Here is a 20,664-nt window from a genome sequence, read left to right as displayed (position 1 = left end):
GGGTCAAATCGTCGGACGGGTAGTGTCAGGGCATCCGCGCCGGGCCCGGGCCCGGGCCGCGCGGCGTCCGGGCGTCGGTCAGCGGGGCCGCGGTCCAGGCGCCGCCGGCGGGCTGCACCCACACGGCGCCGCTCGCCAGGGCCAGCAGGGCCGCGCCGTCGGCGCCGATCGCCAGCGCGACCGGCCGATCGTCAGCGGCGACCGCCGGCGCCGCGACCTCCTGCCACGCCCCGCGCACCCGGCGCGCCAGGACGAACCCGCCCGCCCGCTGGCCGGCGACCCAGGCGGTGCCGTCGGGGGCGGTGGTCGCGAGGGTCGGCGTGACCGCGTCGGCGCCGATCGCGATCGGCGTGGCGGTGCGGCTGGTGAGGTCGTAGAGCTTGCCGTCGGCGGTGAGCGCCAGCGGCGTCGGCCCGCTCGCGAACGCGACCACGCTCGCGGTGGCGTGCTCGACCAGGCGCTTGCCGGCGAGCCGCCAGATCCGGCCGGCGCCGGCGATGTACACCTTGGCGTCGCTCGCGGCCCACACCGCCACGACCGCCGCCGGGGCCGTGCCGATCCGGACCCACGCGCTGGTCTTCCAGACGAACACCTGGCGGCCGATGGTCATGGCCGGGCGCGGGCCGGTGCCGGCGAGGGTCTTGCCGCGCTCGCCCAGGCGCACCGCCTGCCAGTGGTCGCCGGCGAGGCGGTACGGGGGCGTCGCCCGGCCGATGACGACCAGGGTCGACGTGAGCATCGCGCCGCCCACGTCGGCGGCGACGCCGCCCTCACGCGTGCGGCTCCACCCGCCGTGGCCGTCGGGGTCCCACACCTGGCCCGACGGGCCGACCAGCACCGACGCGAGCGGGTCGGGCGCGACCGCGACCGCCGCCAGGGGCTCGGCCGCCGCCGCGCGGGCGAGCGCGAGCGCGCACCCGATCGCCGCGATCGACCGGACGATCACGGCGTGGTCGGCGCCTTGGGTGCGGCCGAGCCAGCGGCCGGGGCCGGGGCGGCGGGGCCCGCGGGCGGGGGCGCCGCCGCGCCAGCGGCCGGGGCGGGCGCCGCGGCGCCCGTGGTCGGAGCGGGTGCGCCCGAGCCGGCGGCCGGCGCAGGGGCGGCCGCGCCGGGGGGCGGCGCGGAGCCAGCGGCCGGGGCGGCCGAGCCCGCAGCCGCGGCCGCGCCGGCGTCACCGTCGGCTGCCGCGCCGGCGTCGCCGTCGTCGATCGCGGCCGCGTCGACCGCGACCCCGGCGTCGACCGGCGCCGGGCCGCGCATGCCATCCAGCTCCTTCTCGAGCGCCTCCATCTCGTCGATCTCTTTGGCCTTGAGCAGCCCGCACGCCTTGAGCTCCTCGAGCGAGCGCGCGTTGATCGCGCACTGCACCGACTTCTTCTTGGCGGTGCCGCGGCACGAGCGCACCCAGGCGGCGTCGGTCGCCCCCTCGGCGCTCATCTTCGCCGTCCCCATCTGCTGACGGATGTTGGCGATCGCCTTCTTGCAATCGGTCTCCGACGGCTTCTCACAGCCGGCGACCAGCGTGAGCGCGAGGCCCACCGACACGAACACGAGCGCACGGAGCTTCATGACCATTCCTCGGATGCCGACTCTACCAGCGCCACCGCCCGCGCGAGATCCTGACCGGTGTCGATCTCGCGCCACTGGCCGTGGATGGTCACCGGGTGGATCGGCGTCCCACCGTCGATGAGCTCCTGCAGCAGGTCGGTCAGGTAGGCGGTGCGCATCCGCGCCGCCCGCTGGTACGGCTCGTGGTCGCGCCCGCGGTAGCGCGCCGTCAGATCGTCGAGCGCGCCGGCGACGACCGCGGCGCCGGCCGCGTCGAGCCGGGCCAGGCCGATGAACTCGCCGTGGGCCTCGGCCGGGGGCAGCGCCCGCTTGCCGACCCGGCGGACGCGGCCGGCGCCGTCGAGATCGGCGACCTCGCCCTCGTCGAGCGGGTGCTCGGTGCGGCCGTCGTAGATCGACCGGAAGTCCGCGTCGATGACCAGATCGATCGGTCCCGTCCCCGCGACCAGCGCCCGCACCACGGCCGGCGTGAAGATGATGTCGCTGTAGGTGATCAGGGTCGGCCCGTCGAGCTCGGCCCGGGCGCACGCCAGCGACAGCAGGATGTTGTTGGTCTCCCACTCGGGGTTGTCGACGAAGCGCAGCCGCATCCCGGCCGGCGCCGCGGCCCGGGCCCCGGCCTCGAGCACGTCGCCGCGGTACCCGCGGATCAGCACCAGCTCGTCGACGCCGGCGGCGGCGAACGCGCGCATCTGCCAGCCGAGGATCGAGCGGGCGCCGACCGGCACGAGGGTCTTGGGCAGCTCGTCGGTGTGCGCGCCCAGGCGCTTGCCGCGCCCGGCCGCGATGACGATGGCCTTCACGGGGTGGCCTCGGCCGCGGGCACGGCGCGCGGCGCGAACCGACCGAGGCGGAACGCGATCTTCAGCATCGACAGCCCCAGGTAGAGCAGGTTGACCGCGCCGTACGCCCAGAAGTAGACGTCGATCCGATCGGCCAGCGCGCAGATCCAGATGTACTGCGGGTAGTGGACCACGACCCGCGCGGCCCACTCGACGCCCGAGATCGCGCGGCCGACCAGGCCGCGGCGACCGCCGACCTCGGCCGGCTGGCCGTCCTCGGTCGGGGGCTTGGCGCCGTACTCGGGCCGGCGCATGAACGAGGTCAGCGCGATCCCCGACGCCAGGCAGAACAGCCCGGCCAGGCCGACGATCAGCAGGCGCTCATCGCCGGTCTGGCGCCACAGCCGCACGGTCACGCACCCGTACAGCAGCATCGCCTTGAGCTCGTCCATCAGGAAGTCGAGCAGGTGCCCGAGCGGCGACGCGACCTTGCGCACCCGCGCCAGCATGCCGTCGACGCAGTCGAGGACGAACGACAGCTCGAACACCAGCGCGCCGAGCACCAGGCCCAGCCACGACAGCCAGCTCACCCACAGCGCGCCGGCCCCGGCGCACACGATCACCGCGAACATCGTCACCTGGTTCGGGGTGATCCGGGTGCCGCGCAGCGCCAGCACGAACGGGGCCCCGGCGCGCCGGGCGATGTGCTCGGTGAACCAGTTGATGTCCTGCTTCTTCTTGGACGAGCGATAGATGGCGACGAGATCGGTCCACATGCCAGGGCGTCGGGTCATAGCAGAATCCTCGCCGCGGCGCGAAAGCCCGGCGTCGGAGTCGGAACCGGAGCCGGAGCCGGAGCCGGCGTCGGAACCGGAACCGGAGTCGGAACCGGAACCGGAACCGGAGCCGTCGTCGGAACCGGAGCCGTCGTCGGAGCCGGCGTCGGAACCGGAACCGGCGTCGGAACCGGAACCGGAGTCGGAACCGGAACCGGAACCGGAACCGGAGCCGGAGTCGGAGTCGGACCGGAACCGGAACCGGCGGCCGGAACCGGAACCGGCGTCGGAACCGGAACCGGAGCCGGAGCCGTCGTCGGAGTCGGAGCCGTCGTCGGAGTCGGAACCGGCGTCGGAGGTCGGAACCGGATCCGGAGCCGTCGTCGGAGTCGGAACCGGCGTCGGAGGTCGGAACCGGAACCGGCGTCGGAACCGGAGCCGGAGCCGTCGTCGGAGTCGGAACCGTCGTCGGCGTCGGAACCGTCGTCGGCGTCGGAACCGGAACCGGAACCGGAACCGGCGTCGGCGGTGCCCTCGGGGCTACCCGGCCAGCTCAGTGCGCCTCGTCGTCGCCGATCTCCTCGACCGTCGCCAGCACGTCCTTGACGTCGAGCACGCGCAGCGCGTCCTCCCACGGCACCCGCACCCCGGCGCTCTTCCGAAACAGCACGCGCGCGCCGTTGGGCACGCCCGACACGTTCTCCGCCAGATCGTCGGAGGTCGGCCGATCGCGCGCGACCTCGACGACCTCGCCGTAGAGCGCCTCGTCCTGGGCCTCCTTGGCGCCGGCCGGCAGGTACAGGCCGCTGTCGGTCCGATCCTGGTCCTTGAGGATGCGCACCAGCACGCGCATGCCGAGCGGCATGATCAGGCGGTGGGGACGACGGGGCGCGGAGTCGCTGGGATCGGACACGGCGCGCGACTGTGCCACGTCGATCGCCGCGATCACAACGTCCGGCGGAACCCCACCGCGTCGTGGGTCACGACGTCCGGCGGAGACCCACCGCGCCGTCAGTCACAACGTCCGACGGAACACCACCGCGCCGTGGGGCGCGACGCAGGCGACCGTCGCCGCGCCGACCGCGCGCAGGTCGGCGAGCGCGCCGTCGACCAGCGCCTGGACGCGGGCCTCCTCGCAGAAGCTCGAGCGCACCTCGACCGCGCCGCCGCGGATCGTGACCTTGCCGTACAGGCGCTCGGCCGCCAGCGCGCGCTCGAGCCGGTCGAGCACCGGCCACGGCTCCGGCGGCGCCGGGGGTGGCGGCGGCGCCTCGATCGCGGTGTCATCGATCCGGCGCGCCGAGGACGTCATCGGCGTCACGGCGGTGACCCGCGGATCCGTGGCGACCTTGCGGTGGGCCGAGCCGCTGGTCATCACCAGCGCGACCACGGCGGCGAGCACGGCCGCGCCCGCGACCACCAGCGCCACGCCGGTCGCGCGCGACGACCGCGCGGTGACCGTGGTGCCGCCGCCCTGGTTGGTGTCGCGTCGGGTCCGTCCGCCCGCCACGCCCGGCATCGGCGCGTGGCACTTGGGGCAGCGCGGGTAGCCGGCCGCGACGGCGACGCCGCACCCAGGACACGGTGAAGTGGGCACGCCGTACGTTAGATCGCCGGGGCCCGAGGGGTCCAGTCGAACGACCGGCGGCGACGGCGGGCGATCACACGCGCGACGCGCCGGGGTCGCTCGGCACGCGCAGCTCGGTGTTGACGACCGCGCCGATCAGCACCGCCAGCGAGCAGGCGTAGAACCACAGCACGACCACCATCGCGCTGCCGAACGTCCCGTACAGCGCCTGGTAGCTCGCGAGATCGGTGACGTAGTACGACACGCCGAGCGACGCCAGCAGGCCGAGCGCGGTGGCGACCAGCGCGCCCGGCACGATGTGGCGCCAGCCTCGGCGCGGCCCGCCCAGCGCGTAGAGCACGCTCAGCCCCGAGACGCCGGTCAGCACCAGCGTCGGCCAGCGCAGCGCGACCAGCCAGCCGCGCACCGACGGGGCCAGGGTCGCGCTCGTCGCCGGCATCGCCACGACCAGCGCCAGCAGGGTCACCGCCGACACCAGCGCGCCCAGCGCCAGCACGAACGTCAGCGCCAGCCGCCGCCAGCCGCGCCACCGGCTGCGGGTGCCGTCGACGTGCTCGATCCCGACCAGGAGCGCGTTGGCCGAGGCCCGGCTCGACCACAGCGCCAGGAGCACGCCGCCGAGCACCGTCAGGCGCAGCTCGTCCGGCGAGCGCTGGCCGGCGCGCTGGAGCTGGTCGACCAGCAGGCGATAGACCTCGGCCGGCACCACGCGGTCGAGGCCGGCCAGGTGCGCCTCGATCTGGCTCGGGTCGGCGATCAGCGCGTAGATCGACACCACCGCGGCCAGCGTCGGCAGGAGCCCGAGCAGCAGGTACATGGCCACGCCCGCGGCCAGCACGGTGGCGTCGTCGCGGCGGGTGTGCCGGATCACCCGCACCGGGAGCCACGCCGCCACGTCGAGCCAGGTCAGGCGCCACGACACCGTCGGGAGCGTAGCCGTCGGGCGCGCGCCAGCGCAATCGCCGCCGCGCCCTCGATCGCCGACGCGGATGCGGATGCGGTACGGTCGCGGACCATGGCCGCCTACGCCGACCTCGAGGCTCGCTTCCACCGGTGGCACGCGCTGCATAGCGCGCTCGAGGTGCTCAGGTGGGACTGGGCGGCGATGATGCCGAGCGGCGGCGCCGCCGCCCGGGCCGAGCAGCTCGCCGCGGTCAAGCTGGCCGGCCACGAGGTCCTCGCCGATCCCGCGGTCGCCGACCTGCTCGATCGCGCCGACCAGGACCGGGCGGCGCTCGACGCGTGGCAGCGGGCCAACCTGGTCGAGATGCGCCGCGCGTGGATCCACGCGACCGCGCTCGACGCCCGCCTGGTCGAGGCCCTGTCGCGGGCATGCTCGACCTGCGAGCTGCGCTGGCGCGAGGCCCGGCCCGCCGGGGACTTCGCGCGGGTGCGGCCGGCGCTGGCCGAGGTGCTGGCGCTGGTGCGCGAGGCCGGCGCGGCCAAGGCGGCGCGGCTCGGGTGCACGCCGTACGACGCGCTGCTCGACGAGTACGAGCCCGGCGGCCGCGCCGACGAGATCGCGCCGGTGTTCGATCACCTGGCGCGGGTGCTGCCGCCGCTGTGCGCGCGCGTGGTCGCGCGCCAGGCCGCGCAGCCGCCGCCGGAGCGACCGAGCGGGCCGTTCCCGATCGAGCGCCAGCGCGCGCTGGGCCTGGCGGTCATGACCGCGCTGGGCTTCGACTTCGCGCACGGCCGCCTCGACACCAGCCTGCACCCGTTCTGCGGTGGCGTGCCCGACGACGTCCGCATCACGACCCGGTACGACGAGGCTGACTTCGTCAAGGCGCTGATGGGCGTCGTCCACGAGACCGGCCACGCCCAGTACGCGCGCGGCCTGCCGGCGCGGTGGCACTACCAGCCGGTCGGCCAGTCGCGCAGCATGGGCGTCGACGAGAGCCAGTCGCTGCTGTTCGAGATGCAGGCCGGGCGCTCGCGCGCGTTCATCGATCACCTCGCGCCGCTGGCGCGCGCGCACCTCGGCGGCAGCGGGCCGGCCTGGGACAGCGCCAACCTCTACCGCCTGTACACCGAGGTCCGGCCCGGGCTGATCCGGGTCGACGCCGACGAGGTGACCTACCCGCTGCACGTCATCCTGCGGTTCCGCCTCGAGCGCGCGCTGATCGGCGGTGACCTCGCGCTGGCCGATCTCCCGGGCGCCTGGAACGACGGGATGCGCGCGCTCGTGGGCGTGGTGCCGCCGTCGGATCGCGACGGCTGCCTGCAGGACATCCACTGGTTCGACGGCGCGTGGGGGTACTTCCCGACCTACACGCTCGGCGCGCTCACCGCGGCCCAGCTGTTCGAGGCGGCCGGTCGGGCGCTGCCGGACCTGGCCGGCGCGATCGGACGCGGCGACTTCGCCCCGCTCCTGGGCTGGCTGCGCGCGAACGTCCACGGCCACGCCTCGAGCCTGAGCGCGCGCGAGCTGCTCATCCGCGCGACCGGCGCGCCGCTCGATCCCGCGATCTTCGAGCGCCACCTGGCGGCGCGGTACCTGTCCTGATCGGGCGGGCGGCGTCGGGGCGGCTCAGCGCTTGTCAGGCTCTTGGTCGCGCACCGGTTCGCGCGCCGGGCGTCTCGCGTCGTGGGTCGTCTTGGAGGGGAGGCTCGTCGGGGCTCGCCCCCGACGAGGGGAGGCCTGGCGACCTGGCGACAGGCCTCCCTGGAAACTCAGCGCCGCGCCTCGGCCCGCCGGTGGCGCGCCTTGACCGCGTACATGCGCGCGTCGGCGTCGGTCATGAGCCCGTCGAGCGAGCGCGGCTGCTCGGGGTTGAACGTGGCGGTGCCGAGGCTCCAGGCCAGCGGCGGGCCGGCGCCGCGCGCGGCGTTGGCCGCGGCCAGCGCGACGTCCAGGCGGGCGGTCAGCGCGTCGGCGTCGGCCTCGTTCGAGAACACCACGAACTCGTCGCCGCCGATCCGCGCGATCACCTCGCTCTCGAACGCGGCGCGCAGGACGGCCGCCACCTGGCGGAGCAGCTCGTCGCCCGCGGCGTGGCCGTCGCGGTCGTTGATGCGCTTGAGCCCGTCGACGTCGAGGAACAAGACGGTCGCGGGCTCGCGCCGCCGCCGGGCGATGGCCAGCGCGCTCTCGGCCAGCGCGTAGTAGCCGCGCCGGTTCAGCAGGCCGGTCAGATCGTCGTGCATCGCGATCGTCTCGAGCTCGGCGGTGCGTCGATCGTGGGCCCGCGCCGCCAGCCGCCGGTCCATGAGCTGGCCGATCAGGAGCGCGGCCCGGGGCAGCAGATCGAGCAGGTCGGTCATGACCGGCCGCGGCTCGGGCGTGAACAGCTCGAGCACGCCGATCGGCGCGTGCTGGAGCAGGACCGGCGTCGCGAACGCCGTGCGCAGCCCGAGCTCGGCCGCGCGCCGACCGTGCGCGGTGTTGCCCAGCCGATCGAGGTCGTGGTCGGTGACCGGCAGGCGCGATCGCAGCGCCGCGATCGCGAGCCCGTCGTCGCCGAGGCGGCGGCGCGGCGCCTGCCGCAGCGGGTGGTAGCGGTCGTCGGCGGCGTACCAGCCGACCGACCGCAGCTCCTCGTCCTCGAGCGTGAGCAGCTCGACGCACGGCCAGCCGACGTGGCGGCCCAGGGTCGCCGGCGTGTCCTCGAGCGCGTCCGCGCTGGGCTGGGTCGTGGCCGCGGCCGCGATCCCGAGCAGGAGGTCGGTCGCGAGCTTGCGGCGCGCCAGCTCGGCGCGCAGGGCGTCGCACTGGCGGGTCAAGCGGCGCTGCTCGGCCACCGCGGCGGCGGCGTGCGCGAGCCCGCGCAGGACCCGGACGTCGCGATCGTGCCACGCGCGCGGGCGGTGATCGATCGCGGCCAGGACCGCGACGCACTCGCCCTCGGCCGTGACCACGGGGACGCCGGCGTAGGCCACGATCGCCAGCTCGGCGTGATCGACGCGATGGCGCCGGCGCGCGTCCTGCAGCAGCATCGGCTTGCCGGTCGTCAGCACCTCGCGCGTCGTCGAGCTGATCGCCGCGGCCACGCGCCGGTCGGCGAGGGCGGGCGGCAGGCCGTGGGCGCCCTTCCAGATCTCGTGGTCATCGTCGAGGACGCTGACCAGCGCGATCGGGACCGCGAGCGCGTCGGCCGTCGCCTGCGCGATCTGGTCGAGCTCGGCGCACCCCCCGGGCCCGCGAAGCTCGGCTTCGTCCAGCCCGCTTGTTCGGTCCTGTGGGTTCGCCATCGCCCCGACTCCTGGGCCGATCGTACGCCTCCCGCGGGGCAGCGACCAGCGGACCTCGAGGTGCGCAGGTGTGCGACCCAGCGAACCTGGCGCGCGCGGTGACGCCGCATTGCGACGCGGCGGCGGCGGCGCCCTGCGACCTGGATCACGAACCGCCGCGCGGCGTGCGGGTGCGCTCGTGGGGGACTCTCTTAGCCGTTTGCGGGGGATGGTCTTGGCGCGCGGATGACCGTACGCTGGTCTCGATGTCTGATGGTCCTCGCTACCGTTTCCGCCGCGGCGAACGTGAACGGATCGTCGATGTCGTCGGCGGCGGTCCGGCCCCGTCGACGCCGCCCCCGCGCATGGCCCAGGGCAGCGCGCCGGCGCTGCACCCGCCGTTCCTCGACGCGCGGGCCGAGCCCGATGACCTCGATGATCTGGCGCCGCCGGCGGCGGCGGTGATCCCGACGGTGGTCCAGTTCGGCGGCCTGTCGATCGTCATCGAGCGGCGCGGCGGCGCGGTCACGCTGGTGCTGCCGGGCGCGATCCGCCTGGCGGGCACCGACGACGAGGCCCGCCGGTTGGCGGCCGAGCTCGCGTCGAAGCGTTGATCGGCGGAGCGGCGCCGCGCCGGTCGGCGGCCGAGCTAGCGTCGCAGCGCTGATCGGCGGCGGCGGAGGAGCGCCGCGACCGCGACGCCCAGGGCCAGGCTCGGGCCGGTCGGCGCCCCGGTCGAGCAGCACCCGGTGGCCAGCGGATCCGGCGCCGCGCACACGCCGGGATCCTCGGCGGTCGGGTAGATCGTGCACACGGCGGTGAGCTCGTCGGGCGACAGCGTCGCCTTCGACGTCTCGCCGCAGTCCTGGAACGGGTACATCGTCGCGTCGACGATCGCTGGCGTCAGGGTCCCGGTGCACAGCGGCACGGGCTGGCCGGCGCCGTCGACGTGGGGCGCGTCGGCCGCGGTCAGGCAGGTGTGCTCGAGGCCGAGCAGGTGGCCGAGCTCGTGGGTCAGGGTGTTGGCGAGGTCGGCCTGGCAGTCGGCGGCGCCGAGGCTCTGGCCGTCGACCGCGAGCGCGAAGTCGACGCCGTTGAGCTCGATGTCGGCGTCGACCAGCTCGCCGTCGCGGGCGTCGCCGGGATCGTCGACGAACACCGCGGTGGTGATCCCGGCGGCGCGGTTGCTGTGGCACTTGCGCGGCTTGCCGTCGACGGCGGGGCGGCACCACTCGGTGTCGCGGAACTTCACGACCGAGACGAAGTCGCGGCCCGAGACCTCGCGCTCGACCGGCCCCAGGCTGACCAGGTGCTGGTACGAGCAGCCCGCGACGCCCTGGTTCCAGGTGGCCAGCGTCGCCTCGATGACCGCGCGCTCACCGTCGCCGGGGATCGCGGTCGTGCCCTCGACGCCGTAGGCGACCTCGACGCAGCCCTTGGCCCAGCGCAGCGGCTTGCCGCTCTTGTTGGTCGTGGTCCGCACGAACGGCGCGCGCCCGCGGGCGTCGCGGTCGACGACGCGATCGGCGACGTAGCGCGGCGCGGTCGTGGTCGCGATCGCGCGGGCGGTGATCTCCGCGCGCATGCCGACCGCCAGCGCCGGCTCGCCGTCGAACACCACCATCGTGTAGCCGTCGGCGTGGCCGCCGAGCTGCTCGACCTCGACGTCGCCCGCGGCGGTGCGGACGGTCGCGGTCGTGACGATCGCGCGATCGTCGGCGGACCAGGCCGCGCGCGTGGCGACGACGTCCCCGACCAGCACGTCGGCGACCGCCGCCGGCGCGGTCAGCGCGAGGATCAAGGCCAGGCCGGACAACCGCAGCATCCGACGAAGATACCACCGGGCGCCGGCCGGTCGGCCCGGGCGCTGACCGCGTGCGCGCGATCACTCAGGCCCGCCCTGGAGGTATGGTCGCGCCGTGGCCCGTCGCACGAACTCGATCCCCGAGGCCAGCGCGGTCAACGCGACCTGGCTCATCTCGCTGCGGTGGGCCCAGATCGTCGGGCAGGCGGCGACGGTGGGCTTCGCCGACGTCGCGCTCGGCGTCGATCTGCCCTTGACGCTCCTGTGGGGCCTGGTCGCGATCGGCCTGGTCTCGAACCTGGCGCTGTCGGCGTCGGTCCGGCGCCTCGGCCGCGCCGACGATCGGGTGCTGGCGGCGGTGATGGCGCTCGACGTCGCCGTGCTCACCGGCCTGCTACACCTGACCGGCGGCGCCGACAACCCGTTCGGCTTCCTCTACCTGGTGCAGATCGCGCTGGCGACGGTGATCCTCGAGGCCGCCTGGACCTGGGCGCTGGTGGCGCTGTCGTTCGTCGGCTTCGGGCTGTTGCTGGTCGATCACCGGCCGCTGGCGGCGACCGATCGCACCCGCGCGATCGGCGTCTGGGTCGCGCTGGGCGTGGCCTCGGCGTTCATCGTCCACTTCCTCTTGCGGGTGACCGACGCGCTGGCCGCGCGCGATCGCGAGCTGGCCGAGGCCCGCAACCTGACCGCGCGCCAGGAGCGGCTGGCGGCGCTCGCGACCATGGCCGCCGGCGCCGCCCACGAGCTGGCGACGCCGCTCGGGACGGTCGCGCTCGTGGCCAAGGAGCTCGAGCGCCACCTGGCCGGCCACGAGAACACCGCCCTGGCCGACGACGCGCGCCTCATCCGCGAGCAGGTCGGGCGGTGCCGCGCCATCCTCGATCAGATGGCCGGCGGCGCCGGGGCCGCCGGCGAGGGCCTGACCTCGATCCGGGTCGACGCGGTGCTCGCGGAGGCCCTGACCGGCGCCCGCGCCGAGCCGTCGGTCCGCCACGCGATGCCGGCCGAGGTCGCCGCGACGCTCGTCAACCTGCCGGCGCGGGCGGTCACCCAGGCCCTGCGATCGCTGGTGACCAACGCCCAGGACGCGTCGCCCCCCGACGGTGAGGTCGTCGTGACCACGACCTGCCGCGCCGGCGTCCTCGCGTTCGACGTCATCGATCGCGGCCGCGGGATGAGCGCCGAGGTCCTGGCCCGGATCGGCGAGCCGTTCTTCACCACCAAGCAGCCCGGGCGGGGCATGGGCCTGGGGCTGTTCCTGGCCCGGGCGGTGTTCGAGAGCATCGGCGGCGCCCTGGTCATCGACTCGCACGTGGGCGCCGGCACCCGGATCACCGTGACCATGCCGGTCGACGCGGCGGCCCGGGCCCGCAGCCGCCGGCCCAGCTCGGTAGCCACGACCCCCCCGGCAGGTGGTATCTAACGATCCCTGATGTCGGACACCAAGCCCTCCATGCTCCTGTGCGACGACGACGAGGTCTTTCGCACCCGCACCGCCCGCGCGTTCATCGAGCGTGGCTTCGAGGTCACCACCGCCCACGACTTCGACAGCGCGGTCGCGGTCGCGCGCGGTGAGTCGCCCGAGCTCGCCGTGGTCGATCTCAAGATGCCTGGTCACAGCGGCCTCGAGCTCGTCAAGGCGCTGCTCGAGATCGACCCGCAGACCAAGATCGTGGTCCTGACCGGCTACGGCAGCATCGCGACGGCGATCGACGCGGTCCGGCTGGGCGCCACCTACTACCTGGCCAAGCCGGCCGACGCCGACGAGATCCTGGCCGCGTTCGCCCGCGGCCAGGCGCCGCCGCTCGAGCCGCCCGACTCGACTACCGCGCGCCCAGCCTGGCCCGCGCCGAGTGGGAGCACATCAACCGGGTGCTGTCGGACTGCGGCGGCAACATCTCCGAGGCGGCGCGCCGGCTCGGCATCCACCGCCGGTCGCTCCAGCGCAAGCTCCAGAAGTACCCGCCGAACCGCTGAGGTCCAGCGGGTTGGACGTCGGCGCGCCGGCGGTCACAGCCGCCAGGCGACCGCGGCGGTCGCCATGAGCGCGTCGATCGCGCGATCGGCCGCGTCGACCGGCACCACCACCGCCAGGTCGACCTCGATCCGGCAGTCGCGGTAGCGCGCGCCGAGCGCCAGCGTGTGCACGAAGTCCTCGACGCGGTCGTCGACGAGGCCGTAGCCGGTCGTGCGGAACGCCGCGGTCAGGCCGATCCGCTCGGCCAGCGCGACCGCGCCGGCGGCGTCGACGTGGATCAGCGGCAGGTCGGGGTCGTCGCCGCGGGTGGTCCACGCCAGGTGCGCGTCGAGGCTGACCTCGCCCAGCGGGCGGCGCCAGCGCCGGTGCAGCCCGGCCGCGAGGGTGGTCGCGCCGGCCAGCCACGGCGTCGGATCGATCCGGTGGGCCTCGGCCATCGCCTGCGCCACCGCGCCGCCGGCGCCGCGTCGGCTGGCGGCGGGCAGGGTCAGCTCGAGATCGAGCGCGGTCGTCGTGCTGAGCTGGTAGCTGGCGCGCGCGCGCGGGTTGGCGAGCGAGGCCGCGGTGCCGTCGGCGGTGGTCGCGATCACCACCCCGAGCGCGCCGTCGATCGCCAGCGCCGCGCCCAGCGGCTCGCGCCACCACGCCAGCGCGGCGCCGCCGTCGAGGGTGGTGGTGTGCGTGTACTCGCCGCGCCCGCCGGCGGCGCGGACCACGTCGTCCGCGGCCGCGCCGTCGATCCGGGCGAGGCCAACCCCGGCGCACAAGGCGAGCACGCGGCGCACGCCGCAGGGTGCAATGACCCCCGCCACCGGCGCAAGCCGTCGGCGCCGGTGGCATGATTCGGCCGATGTCGCGCGCGCGCTCGTGGTTGGCTGACCCGATCGCGGCCGGCATGGTCGCAGGCGCCGCGCTGGCCGTGCTCGAGGTCGTGGGCCTGGGCGCGGTGACCCGGCCGGCGCTGGCGGCGGCCGCGCTGGTGCTGGCGATCGTGGCCGGCGCGATCACCGGCGCCGCCAGCGCGGCGGCGGCGAGCGTGGCCGAGCGGACCCGCGCGGTCGGGCTGGCCCGCGCCGCGGTCGAGGCGGCGCCGAGCCTGGCGATCACGATCCCGGTCGGCGACTCGCTGTTCCAGGGCGCGTTCGCGGCGACGCTGCCGGGCGCGCGGTGGGCGCCGATCGCGCTGCCGATCCTCGGCTGGGCCGCGCTGACGGTCGCGATCGTCGTGGCCCGCCGGCTGCTCGCCCGGGGCCGCGGCGGGCGCGCGCTGGTGGTCGGGGCCCTCGCGCTCGGCGCGGTCGTCATCGAGGGCGGCAACCGCGCGCTGTTCCGATCGGGCTATCCGACGCTGCACCTCGCGCTGGTGTTCGCGGCGATCGCGTGCCTGGCGACCGCGGTGCGCCTGGCCGGCGGTCAGCCGCCGTGGCGCCTGCGCGCGCGGCTGGTGACCCTGGCCGCGGTCGCGATCGCCGCGGTCGCGGTCGGGTGGGGCGGCCTGCGCAGCGCCACGGATCGGGCCCGGGTCGCGACCCGGGGCGATCAGCTCCGGCACCTGGCGCGCGGCGCCCGGGCGCTGATCGATCTCGACGGCGACGGCTCGTCGGCGATCCTCGGCGGCGGCGACTGCGACGACCGCGATCCGACCCGCCACGTCGGCGCCGCCGACCTCCCCGGCAACGGCCGCGACGAGGACTGCGACGGCGTCGACGCGGTGCCGCCGCCGGCGCCGGTGGTCGACGTCGCCCGCGACGCGTCGCTCGACGCCTGGCGCGCGCGGCCCGAGGTGGTGGCCGCGCGGGCGCGGCTGCGCGACGCCAACCTGCTGATCGTGTCGATCGACGCGCTGCGCGCCGATCACCTGACGCCCGGCGATCCGACCGTGCCCCGGCTCGATCGCCTGCGGGCCGAGTCGGTGGCGTTCGCCAACGCGCTGGCGCCCGCCGCCGGCACCGACGTGTCGATGGCCACGGTCGCGACCGGCCGCTGGAACCCGTTCCAGGCCATCGCGACCACGCTGGGCGAGGCGCTGATCGCGAGCGGCCGCACCACCCACGCGATCCTGCCGCGCGAGGTGCTGCGCTACGCCGGCGAGACCCTGCTGACCCGGGGCTGGGCCTCGGTCGACCGGGTCGTGACCGACGGCAGCCACCGCGACGTCGGCGACCGCATCACCGCCGGCGCCACCACCGATCGCGCGCTGGCGTTCCTCGACGGGGTCGGCCCGCACCGGTTCGCGCTGTGGGCGCACTACTTCGACATCCACGAGCACGCGCAGATCACGATCCCCGAGGCGCTGCTGGCGCAGGTCCAGGGCGCCACGACGCCGACCGACCGTCGCTACCGGGCGCTGCTCGGCAACATCGACGCCGAGGTCGGCCGGCTGCTCGACGAGCTGGCCCGGCGCGGCCACGCCGACGACACGATCGTCGTGGTCTTCGCCGATCACGGCGAGAGCCTGGGCGACGATCCGCGCCTGCCCGATCGCCACGGCCTGGTCGTCTACCACGCGCTCACGCACGTGCCGGTGCTGGTGCGCGCGCCCGGCGTCGCGCCGGCGACGCTGGCGGCGCCGGTGTCGCTGGTCGATCTGCCGGCCACGGTGCTGGGGCTGCTCGGCGCCGGGGGCCTGCCCGCGCCCGACGGCGTCGACCTCACCGACGACATCCTCGGCGCGCCGGCGGCGCTGGTCGCGCGCACCCGCACGCTGGTGATGAACGAGCAGGATCAGTGGGCCGTGGTCGCGTGGCCGTGGAAGCTGCTGGTGCGCCCGCGCGACAACCTGACCGAGCTGTACGACCTGGCCGCCGATCCCGGCGAGCGCACCGACCTCGCGGCGCGCGAGCCCGATCGGGTCACGGACCTGCGCGGTCGCTACGGCTGGTTCCCGACCGTGCCGATGGACCGGACCCAGGCAGGACGGCGCTGGCGAGAACGACAAGCCCGGCCACCGCCAGCCCCGTCGCCGCGATGAGCGTCACCGGCGGCAGCCACCCGGTCCAGCGCGGCACCACCGGGCAGACCGGCTCGCCGAACCACAGCCCGGTCGCGCCGGTGACGATCCACAGGGCCAGCGCCGCGGCGACCGGCAGCGCCAGCTGCGCGACCAGCGCGCGCCGCCAGTCGCGGTGGACCTCGACCGCCATCAACAGGACCAGCACGATCAGCGCGGGCGCGAAGGCGTCGCGCATGATCAGGCCCTCGCGCTTGTAGATCATCGGCGTCGACAGCGACGGCGTCGTCGCCAGGACCATCAGCGCGATCAGCGCGGCCGGCCACCACCACGGCGCGGCCAGGAGTCGCCCGCGGGCGCCCCAGGCGGTGGCGGCGATCCCGAGCAGCACGACCACGAGCGCGAGCGCCACGCGTCCCCGCGGCAGCGGCGGCAGGACGTCGGCGTCGGAGACCGGCGCCGCCAGCGCCGCGTGCAGCGGGCGCGCCGCGGAGTCCGCGGGCAGCGCCACGCCGACCGAGTCGGCGATCGCCCGGGCCACGTCGACGACGCTGATCGGTCCGCCGCGGCCGACCGCGATGTCGGGCCCGGCCAGGCACCCGCGCACGATCCGGATCGCCCGGTCCTCGCCGCCGTGGCCGCCGGTCGCGATGTGATCGTGATCGGCCAGGACCAGCCAGCGCGCCGCGGGGGCCGCGGCGATCAGCTCGCCCAGGATCGCGTCGGCGCCGGCCGCGGCCTCGCGCCACGCCGCCGAGACCTTGCCGCGCTTGTGGCCGGTGGTGTCGACCCGCAGCACGTGCACGAACACCAGCCGGGCCGGGCCCGCGACCGCGGCCCGGGCCTCGGTCACCCACTGCGTGGCCCACCCCGGCGGCAGCTCCTTGCTCGGCGTCGGCGGCAGCGTGCGCGCGAACCCGAGCGAGTGGACGATGTACGGGTGGCTCTCGGCGATCGCGATCGAGCCAGGCACCGCGGCCGGGATGCCGTCGGCCGGCGGTGGCACCGGCGTGCCGGTCGCGTGGTACAGGACGCCGGTCTGCTGCTGGGTGCGGCCGGTCCATAGCGCCAGCTCGACCGGCAGCGACACCGTCGGGAACCCGACGTCGATCTGGAGATCGAGGCCGCGGGCGCACAGCGCGTCCCAGGCCGGCATCGTGCGCGCGGTGCTGGCCCCGGCGCCGTCGATCAGGACCACGCGCAGCTGCGGCGTCGGCGTCACCCCGACGCCCGCGGCCCGCGGCAGGCGCGGCGCCGCGCCCGGGGCGGCGTCGTGCGTGGTGATCGCCTTGACCGCGTCGAACCGCAAGGTCGCCAGCGGCGTCAGCGCCAGCACGCACGCCAGGCCGACGATCGCGCGCAGCCCACGATCGCGCCAGTCGAGCCGGCGCAGGCGATCGCGCCAGGTCGCCCCCGGCGCGGTCACGGCGCGGCCCCGCCGTCGGGCGCGAGCGGCGGCAGGCCCAGCGGCGCGCGCCACGGCCCGTCGGCCAGGAGCTCGACCGGCGCCAGGCGGACCAGCGTCGGGATCGCCACGCCCGCGGTCACCAGCGGCATGTGCCCGGCTCGCGAGCGCAGGTAGATCGCCCGGGCGGCGCGCCACGGCGGCGCCGGCTCGTCAGCGAGATCGTCCTCGCGGTCGAGCGTGACGACCTCGCCGGGCAGGTCCGCCGCCAGCGCGGCCGCGAGGCCCTCGGTCCAGCGCACGGTGTCGTCGCCGACGAACAGCAGGTGGTGGCGCGGCGACGCGGCCATCCAGGCGCGCCAGGCGTCGACCTCGCCGTAGGTGGCGTCGAGCGAGACGATCCAGTCGAGCGGCGGGTACTCGGTCCAGGCCAGCAGCGTCCGGTAGGCGCCGCTGTGGCCGATCGCGATGACCTCGCCGGTCGGCCGCGGCAGCTCGATCGCCGCGAACACCTCGACCAGCAGCTCGTCGAGCGCGGGCCAGCGCACCGCCTGCCTCGCGCCGGCCGGCGCCTCGGGCGCGATGAACACCGCGTTCGCGGCCGACAGCGCGAACTGCTCGGGCAGCCGGTGGTCGCGCCACGCGCCGTCGACGTCGGTGCCGTAGCCGTGGACGTACAGGATCACCGCGGCGCCGTCGGCGTGGTAGCCGGCCGGCGCCCACACGTGCACCGGCCCGGCCGGGGTGGTCAGCGTCCAGGCCTGGCCGGCCGCGGCCGCAGCGGCCAGGGGCGGCGCCGCGACCGTCACGCCGGCGTCATCGTCGCCCGAGACCGCCAGCGCCACGCCCAGGCCGAACGCGGCGACCACGGTCACGGCGACGGCGGCGCGTCGGGTCACAGCTTGGGCAGGCCCTTCTTCACGATCTCCTGCTCGTAGAACTTGGCGGGCTTGACGCCGCGCTTGACCGCCGCCTGGGCCTTGACCAGCTCCTCGTCGATCAGCGCCGCGAACGCCGGGAACGGCTGCGCGCCCGACAGGAACCGACCGTTGATGAAGAACGCGGGGGTCGCGCCGACGCCGAACTTCGTCAGCTCGGTCTGGTCGCGGGTCACGTCGGTCAGGCACGGACCCACGTCGGCCGCGTACCGCCTCATGTCGAGGCCGATCCGGACCGCCAGCGCGTCGACCTGGGCCGGCTCGAACTCGCGCTTGGCGAAGGTCTCGTCCCACAGCAGCTTGTCCATGTCCCAGAACTTGCCCTGGCGGTGCGCGGCGCACGCGGCCTGCGCCGGGTAGGTCGCGACCTGGGGGTGCACCACGTACTGGCGGTAGACGATCCGGACCTTGTCGCCGTAGGTGGTCGCGATCTGGTCGAGGGTCGGGCGGACCTTCTCGCAGAACGGGCACGCGTACTCGCCGGCCCGCACGATCGTCACCAGCGCCGTGGCCTTGCCGCGCACCGGGTAGCCGGTCACCGGCACGCCGTAGGTCTGGTCGGGGTCGGGTCCGCGGCGCGCCGGCGGCGCTGGCGGCGCCACGGGCCGCGCCGCCAGCTGCTTGCTGAGCTCGTCGAGCTGGTCCTCGAGCGCGGCCGAGCGCTCGGCGACCTCGGTGGCGTCGCGGACCGTGCCGGCCATGGCCTCGAGCATCGCCTCGACCCGGGCCAGCGCGGCGCGCAGCTCGAACTCGCCCTTGGCCTGCGCGGCCTCGGCCGCGGCCATGCGGGTCTCGAGCTGGTGCACCCGTCCGCTCGAGACACAGGCAGAGAGCGTGAGGACGCAGACGAGCCAGGGCGCGCGCATGCCGGGACGCTACCACGGCGATCGCCGGGTTGCCGTCAGCGCCGGACCTTGGGCACGTCGCGATCGAGCACGGTCTTGCGCCCGTCGGTGGCGGCGGTGCGGATCGCGTCGTCGCAGATCGCCCGGACGTGCTCGGACAGCACGTCGACGACCGAGTCGGACGTGTTCATGCCCGAGCGATCGCGGATGTACTTCTTCAGCTTCGACACGACGATCAGGATCTCGGCCTCGGCGGTCGCCAGGGTCGGCGCGGCCGGCGCGGTGGCCACGGGCGCCGGCGGCGCGACCATCCGGCGGGCCGGCTCGGCGCCGCTCGGGCGCACGGTCGGCGCGGTCGGCGCGGTCGAGCTCGGCGCGGGCGGGTTCGACGTCGGGGGCGTCGGGGTCGGCCGCGGCGGCGCCGGCGCGCGATCGGCGGCGCCCGGCTGCGGGGCCCGGGCCTCGACCGCCCACGAGTCGCGGTGGCGCAGGGTCGCCACGTGGCTGTCCCAGCACGCGACCGAGCAGAACTTGTAGTTGGTGTTGTGGCGATTGCAGGTCGACACGTTGCACACCCAGTGCAGCGCGCCGTGGTTGATGTCGCGCTTGCACGCGCTGCACCGCAGCCAGGTCATGGACAGCTCCTCCGTCGACGGGTGATCACCGCGACGAGCAGCGTCGCGAGCGCGGTCGGTCCGCCGCCACCGCCCGACCCGGTCGAGCAGCAGCCGCCGTCGTCGGTCTCGGTGGCGCGGTAGGCCAGGGCGATCCGGACCCGCGCGGCCCGGGTCGGATCGGCGACGTCGGTCGCGCGGATGAGCACGCTGTCGTCGGCGTCCTCCTCGGCCGGCGGCGCGGTGATGGTCAGCGTGCCGTCGTCGGCGAGCGTCGCGGTGCCGCGCGCCGGCGGCGTGACGATCGTCCAGGCGTGGGCGGTCGCGTACGGATCGTTGGGGTCGAGGCGCTGCGCGCGCGTGGCCCCGTACGTGAGCCGCATCGGCTCACCCAGCGGGTGCAGGCCGTCCTCGAGCTCGGTCCCGATCGCCTGCTCGACCCAGGCCACCAGCTCGGCCTTGTCGGGCCGGGTGTAGATGCCACCCTCGGAGCAGTCGAACTGGTTCGAGGCGTAGCCGCGCGAGGTGATGCCGGCCAGGAACGCGCCGTGGGGCGAGCGCAGGTACATCGGCCCGCCCGAGTCGCCGGGGCAGGTGTCGACGCCGCCGCCGCCGGCGCCGAGCTCGCCGGCGGGCCGCGTGGCCGCGTCGCAGCCGGCGCTGCGGCTGCAGTCGGCGTCGGTCACGGTGCTCTCGGCCGCGCGCAGCTCGTCGACGAACCGCATCGCGTCGCGATCGATCGCGCCGTAGCCGACCAGCGCGACCGGGGCGCCGTCGACGATCTCGCGCTGGACCCAGCCGGTCGCGAGCAGGCGCACCGGCATCTTCGACGGCCGCGCCAGGATCAAGAGGGCCACGTCGTAGGCGCCGGGGCCGGGGATCTGCTCGACCACGTCGATCAGCTCGCCGGCGCTGGGCCGGGCCAGCGAGTTGGTGCCGATCAGCACCGCGTTGAGGTCGGGGTCGCGGCAGTGATCGGCGGTCATCACCACGGACGGCGCGATCAGCACGCCGGTGCAGCCCTGCTGGTTGCCGAACAGCACCGCGGCGACGTCGCGCCACTGACCGGCCGGCACGTCGGCGCCGCCGATGACCGAGGTCGCGACGCCGGTGGTCCGGGGCGAGGTCGGCTCGTCACCCGGCGCCGCGCTGGCCGCGGGGACGGCCAGCACCATGGCGGCGAGGAGCGCGACGCGCATGCCCCGACGTTCGCACGAGCGCGGCGCGAACGGGAGCGGCGCG

The 20,664-nt window shown here is 75.7% G+C and carries 19 protein-coding genes and 1 pseudogene; 5 read left to right on the top strand and 15 right to left on the bottom strand.

Annotated elements, in window-relative coordinates:
- Positions 1-25 precede the first annotated feature (25 nt).
- The 7 genes from IPL61_04225 to IPL61_04195 all read right to left on the bottom strand — a co-directional run bounded on the left by IPL61_04225 (position 26) and on the right by IPL61_04195 (position 5,637).
- The gene (locus IPL61_04225) at positions 26-946 is read right to left on the bottom strand and encodes a hypothetical protein (GenBank protein MBK9030537.1); all 921 of its coding nucleotides are present in this window, start codon (positions 944-946) and stop codon (positions 26-28) included.
- Positions 943-1,569, bottom strand: coding sequence for a hypothetical protein (locus tag IPL61_04220; protein ID MBK9030536.1), 627 nt, complete (start codon positions 1,567-1,569; stop codon positions 943-945). The genes IPL61_04225 and IPL61_04220 overlap by 4 nt, the downstream gene beginning before the upstream one ends.
- A complete protein-coding gene (locus tag IPL61_04215; protein ID MBK9030535.1) occupies positions 1,566-2,372 on the bottom strand; it encodes a phosphocholine cytidylyltransferase family protein in 807 nt (268 codons plus the stop codon). Before IPL61_04215 ends, IPL61_04220 begins: the two co-directional genes overlap by 4 nt.
- Positions 2,369-3,145: a CDP-alcohol phosphatidyltransferase family protein gene (locus IPL61_04210; GenBank protein MBK9030534.1), complete on the bottom strand. Its 777-nt coding sequence runs from the start codon at positions 3,143-3,145 to the stop codon at positions 2,369-2,371. The genes IPL61_04215 and IPL61_04210 overlap by 4 nt, the downstream gene beginning before the upstream one ends.
- Before the next feature lie 535 nt (positions 3,146-3,680).
- Entirely contained in the window at positions 3,681-3,992 is a 312-nt protein-coding gene (locus IPL61_04205; protein ID MBK9030533.1) for a co-chaperone GroES, read from the bottom strand.
- Between the two features lie 150 nt (positions 3,993-4,142).
- Positions 4,143-4,724: a hypothetical protein gene (locus IPL61_04200; protein ID MBK9030532.1), complete on the bottom strand. Its 582-nt coding sequence runs from the start codon at positions 4,722-4,724 to the stop codon at positions 4,143-4,145.
- A gap of 64 nt (positions 4,725-4,788) precedes the next feature.
- Complete coding sequence (locus tag IPL61_04195; protein ID MBK9030531.1) at positions 4,789-5,637, bottom strand: YihY/virulence factor BrkB family protein; 849 nt, start codon at positions 5,635-5,637, stop codon at positions 4,789-4,791.
- A 93-nt stretch (positions 5,638-5,730) separates the two neighbouring features.
- On the opposite strand from IPL61_04195, the gene IPL61_04190 reads away from it, so the two are divergent.
- Entirely contained in the window at positions 5,731-7,221 is a 1,491-nt protein-coding gene (locus IPL61_04190; GenBank protein ID MBK9030530.1) for a carboxypeptidase M32, read from the top strand.
- Between the two features lie 167 nt (positions 7,222-7,388).
- On the opposite strand, the gene IPL61_04185 is transcribed toward IPL61_04190, so the two are convergent.
- Positions 7,389-8,906 carry a GGDEF domain-containing protein gene (locus tag IPL61_04185; protein ID MBK9030529.1) on the bottom strand — a complete coding sequence of 506 codons (1,518 nt, stop codon included), beginning with the start codon at positions 8,904-8,906 and terminating at the stop codon, positions 7,389-7,391.
- Between the two features lie 245 nt (positions 8,907-9,151).
- On the opposite strand from IPL61_04185, the gene IPL61_04180 reads away from it, so the two are divergent.
- Positions 9,152-9,499, top strand: a complete 348-nt coding sequence (locus IPL61_04180) for a hypothetical protein (GenBank protein ID MBK9030528.1) — start codon at positions 9,152-9,154, stop codon at positions 9,497-9,499.
- Positions 9,500-9,534: 35 nt separating this feature from the next.
- Here the strand turns inward: IPL61_04180 and IPL61_04175 are convergent, their stop codons facing one another.
- The gene (locus tag IPL61_04175; GenBank protein MBK9030527.1) at positions 9,535-10,710 is read right to left on the bottom strand and encodes a hypothetical protein; all 1,176 of its coding nucleotides are present in this window, start codon (positions 10,708-10,710) and stop codon (positions 9,535-9,537) included.
- Between the two features lie 94 nt (positions 10,711-10,804).
- Between IPL61_04175 and IPL61_04170 the strand changes: the two genes are divergently transcribed.
- Both IPL61_04170 and IPL61_04165 read left to right on the top strand, forming a co-directional pair.
- Positions 10,805-12,115, top strand: coding sequence for a HAMP domain-containing histidine kinase (locus IPL61_04170; GenBank protein ID MBK9030526.1), 1,311 nt, complete (start codon positions 10,805-10,807; stop codon positions 12,113-12,115).
- A gap of 9 nt (positions 12,116-12,124) precedes the next feature.
- Positions 12,125-12,669, top strand: a pseudogene (locus IPL61_04165) (response regulator transcription factor).
- Positions 12,670-12,702: 33 nt separating this feature from the next.
- Here the strand turns inward: IPL61_04165 and IPL61_04160 are convergent.
- The gene (locus tag IPL61_04160; GenBank protein ID MBK9030525.1) at positions 12,703-13,455 is read right to left on the bottom strand and encodes a hypothetical protein; all 753 of its coding nucleotides are present in this window, start codon (positions 13,453-13,455) and stop codon (positions 12,703-12,705) included.
- Positions 13,456-13,520: 65 nt separating this feature from the next.
- Here IPL61_04160 and IPL61_04155 point away from each other — a divergent pair, with 65 nt between their 5' ends.
- Positions 13,521-15,641 carry a sulfatase-like hydrolase/transferase gene (locus tag IPL61_04155; protein ID MBK9030524.1) on the top strand — a complete coding sequence of 707 codons (2,121 nt, stop codon included), beginning with the start codon at positions 13,521-13,523 and terminating at the stop codon, positions 15,639-15,641.
- Here the strand turns inward: IPL61_04155 and IPL61_04150 are convergent.
- From IPL61_04150 to IPL61_04130, 5 genes are read right to left on the bottom strand one after another with little or no spacing between them, the layout of a single operon-like run.
- Entirely contained in the window at positions 15,523-17,046 is a 1,524-nt protein-coding gene (locus tag IPL61_04150; GenBank protein MBK9030523.1) for a hypothetical protein, read from the bottom strand. The genes IPL61_04155 and IPL61_04150 overlap by 119 nt on opposite strands.
- A complete protein-coding gene (locus IPL61_04145; protein ID MBK9030522.1) occupies positions 17,043-17,924 on the bottom strand; it encodes a hypothetical protein in 882 nt (293 codons plus the stop codon). Before IPL61_04145 ends, IPL61_04150 begins: the two co-directional genes overlap by 4 nt.
- Positions 17,921-18,829, bottom strand: a complete 909-nt coding sequence (locus tag IPL61_04140) for a DsbA family protein (GenBank protein MBK9030521.1) — start codon at positions 18,827-18,829, stop codon at positions 17,921-17,923. Before IPL61_04140 ends, IPL61_04145 begins: the two co-directional genes overlap by 4 nt.
- A 35-nt stretch (positions 18,830-18,864) precedes the next feature.
- Positions 18,865-19,443 carry a hypothetical protein gene (locus IPL61_04135; protein ID MBK9030520.1) on the bottom strand — a complete coding sequence of 193 codons (579 nt, stop codon included), beginning with the start codon at positions 19,441-19,443 and terminating at the stop codon, positions 18,865-18,867.
- Positions 19,440-20,621, bottom strand: a complete 1,182-nt coding sequence (locus IPL61_04130) for a trypsin-like serine protease (GenBank protein MBK9030519.1) — start codon at positions 20,619-20,621, stop codon at positions 19,440-19,442. The genes IPL61_04135 and IPL61_04130 overlap by 4 nt, the downstream gene beginning before the upstream one ends.
- Between the last annotated feature and the right edge of the window lie 43 nt (positions 20,622-20,664).

Source organism: Myxococcales bacterium (assembly GCA_016717005.1).
In the GTDB taxonomy this organism is placed as follows: domain Bacteria; phylum Myxococcota_A; class Polyangia; order Haliangiales; family Haliangiaceae; genus UBA2376.
The sequence above is the reverse complement of the archived record's forward strand: the minus strand, read 5'-3'. Positions and strand labels throughout refer to the sequence as shown.

Coding starts and splice junctions, on each gene's coding strand:
- IPL61_04220 (MBK9030536.1), bottom strand. CDS start 1,569: ATGAAGCTCCGTGCGCTCGTGTTCGTGTCGGTGGGCCTCGCGCTCACG.
- IPL61_04210 (MBK9030534.1), bottom strand. CDS start 3,145: ATGACCCGACGCCCTGGCATGTGGACCGATCTCGTCGCCATCTATCGC.
- IPL61_04205 (MBK9030533.1), bottom strand. CDS start 3,992: ATGCCGCTCGGCATGCGCGTGCTGGTGCGCATCCTCAAGGACCAGGAT.
- IPL61_04190 (MBK9030530.1), top strand. CDS start 5,731: ATGGCCGCCTACGCCGACCTCGAGGCTCGCTTCCACCGGTGGCACGCG.
- IPL61_04185 (MBK9030529.1), bottom strand. CDS start 8,906: ATGGCGAACCCACAGGACCGAACAAGCGGGCTGGACGAAGCCGAGCTT.
- IPL61_04180 (MBK9030528.1), top strand. CDS start 9,152: ATGTCTGATGGTCCTCGCTACCGTTTCCGCCGCGGCGAACGTGAACGG.
- IPL61_04175 (MBK9030527.1), bottom strand. CDS start 10,710: ATGCTGCGGTTGTCCGGCCTGGCCTTGATCCTCGCGCTGACCGCGCCG.
- IPL61_04155 (MBK9030524.1), top strand. CDS start 13,521: ATGTCGCGCGCGCGCTCGTGGTTGGCTGACCCGATCGCGGCCGGCATG.
- IPL61_04140 (MBK9030521.1), bottom strand. CDS start 18,829: ATGCGCGCGCCCTGGCTCGTCTGCGTCCTCACGCTCTCTGCCTGTGTC.
- IPL61_04135 (MBK9030520.1), bottom strand. CDS start 19,443: ATGACCTGGCTGCGGTGCAGCGCGTGCAAGCGCGACATCAACCACGGC.
- IPL61_04130 (MBK9030519.1), bottom strand. CDS start 20,621: ATGCGCGTCGCGCTCCTCGCCGCCATGGTGCTGGCCGTCCCCGCGGCC.